This window comes from Chloroflexota bacterium (genome assembly GCA_018648225.1).
Classification (GTDB): domain Bacteria; phylum Chloroflexota; class Anaerolineae; order Anaerolineales; family UBA11858; genus NIOZ-UU35.
The window spans coordinates 1-2,003 of sequence record JABGRQ010000007.1; the positions used below are offsets into that span (position 1 = coordinate 1).

Below are 2,003 nucleotides of genomic sequence, written 5' to 3' on the forward strand. Positions count from 1 at the left end.
GGGAAATTTTGTAGCAACTCGCAGCGGACGGTTGAGTTGGTTCTGTTTCTCGCGCAAATCTTCCACCCGATGGACATTCTCCCAGCTTTCCGGCACGATCACATTCAACGTACAAAATCCGAAGCCCAGTTCTTTGAGTAGCGGCAGCACTTCGCCATTGGCGCTCTTCTCGGCGACCACATCCCAGCCGGTGATGCCAAAATCAACCGTGCCATCATGCACGCTGACAGCAATATCACCAGCGCGTTGGAAAAGCACCGACACGCCGGGCAACATGGGAATACTGGCCTGATATTGACGCGGATTAGGTTTATAAACATTCAGCCCGGCATTGGAGAGCAAATCCAGGGCTTCTTCGGCCAAACGGCCTTTGCTGGGCAAAGCGAAACGAATTTCTTTACGTGATGTCATAAATTTCTCCAATATACCCTCACCCCCGGCCCCTCTCCCAAAGGGAGAGGGGGGCAAGAAAGGGATAACAAAAAAGCGCCATCTGCTCGGAGGGCGCTTCATTTATGGCGAATTCGTAAATCTAAAGTTCTTAAAGCAGACCTGCCCGGGCGGAGTTGCCGGTTGAAGTATGATGATGGTGATAATGCTTGCAGGTCAGAATAGTCTTCTTCATATTGGGCGGGATTTTAGCACAAGGCCGGGTATCCGTAAAGGCGAACTTATAAAAAATTTCAGAATTGCATCCCAACAACAGCCATATCTGACTTATCTTGATGAATCGGCACGGGCAAAGAGCTGGCAACGATTTTGGCATAATCGATATGAGAAAGCACATTGACATTTCCGTTCGCGACATCAAGCAGATAATCAACGATCAAATTCGGTAGATCAACTCCCGTTAAGGGGACGGTAGTGTGGAATTCCATCGTGTGGTTAATCTCGTTGACCAGCAAACCTTTTTCGGGATGCTCAATCAAATCCACAGCCAGCACGCCGCCGCCAACGGCCTGAGCAGCACGCACGCACAGATCGTTGATCTCTGGGGTCACGGGGCAAATATCGCCAGAGCCGCCGCGGGCAGTATTGGTAATCCAGTGCGGGGAGTGACGGTAAATCGCGGTGACCGTTTCGTCGCCAAAGACAAAAGCGCGAATATCACGACCGGGTTTTTCGATATATTCCTGCACATAGAACACTGAATGCTGATAGGAACCCAGGGTGGCTTTGTGCTCCAAAATCGACTCGGCGGCATCACGATCATTGATTTTCGACAGCAAGCGTCCCCACGAGCCAACAACCGGTTTGAGCACCACGGGGTAGCCAATCTCTTCGATAATTTCCAACGCAGATTCGGGTGTAAAAGCCAGAGCCGCTTGGGGTTGCGGAATTCCGGCTGCCGAGAAGGCCGCGGTGGTACTCATTTTGTCACCACACACTTCAGCCACACGCGCCGAGTTGACCGTTGGGATGCTCCACGAGTTCAGCATCCGGGTGGCGTACAGGCCGCGCATGTGGCTAAGGCTGCGCTCTAAAACTACATCATATTGCTGCCAGGGTGCCGCATCATCAATATCAAAACTAATTTTACTGTCGTTGATGCGATCATAGTTGATGCCGCGTGCTTCCAGGGCGGCGAAAAGCCATTTTTCTTCAACACGCACACGTGAATACAAGACACCAATGCGGGGATTTGAATTCATCATAAGATTTGCTCCTTTTTCTGAACGCGAATATCACGAATGTGGCGAATGACACGAATTATTCTTTGCTTTTATTCGTGGTATTCGCGTTTTAGTTTGAACAAGAAAATTTTTCAACATCTTGTTGACCAATACAGCGACACAAATTTTGTTTCTCCTTCGTGCCACTTCGTATTTCTTTGTAGATGACTTAAACAAAAAACCGCCCTCCGGCGGCTTTCAATCCAGAGGGCGGTTACGAGACCGTATCTGTTCGATCAGTGAAGAGTTGTCAGTTTTGCAACCTCAAAAGACCGAAAGCCAGGGAGTTCAGCGGCTTGCGGCTCTGCTTAACCTTGTTGTTGGATAAAA

At 49.6% G+C, this 2,003-nt stretch carries 2 protein-coding genes; both read right to left on the reverse strand.

All coding sequences use genetic code 11. The annotated features are described in order from the left end of the window. Window positions 1-411: ATP phosphoribosyltransferase (gene hisG, locus HN413_00060; GenBank protein ID MBT3388781.1), on the reverse strand; the 411-nt coding region annotated here is incomplete at its 3' end. A 272-nt stretch (window positions 412-683) separates the two neighbouring features. Next, window positions 684-1,652, reverse strand: coding sequence for a lysine biosynthesis protein LysX (gene lysX / locus HN413_00065; GenBank protein ID MBT3388782.1), 969 nt, complete (start codon window positions 1,650-1,652; stop codon window positions 684-686). Between the last annotated feature and the right edge of the window lie 351 nt (window positions 1,653-2,003).

What these genes read in the sequence shown, in the direction of transcription:
- lysX (MBT3388782.1), bottom strand. Translation starts at nt 1,652, where the DNA reads ATGAATTCAAATCCCCGCATTGGTGTCTTGTATTCACGTGTGCGTGTT.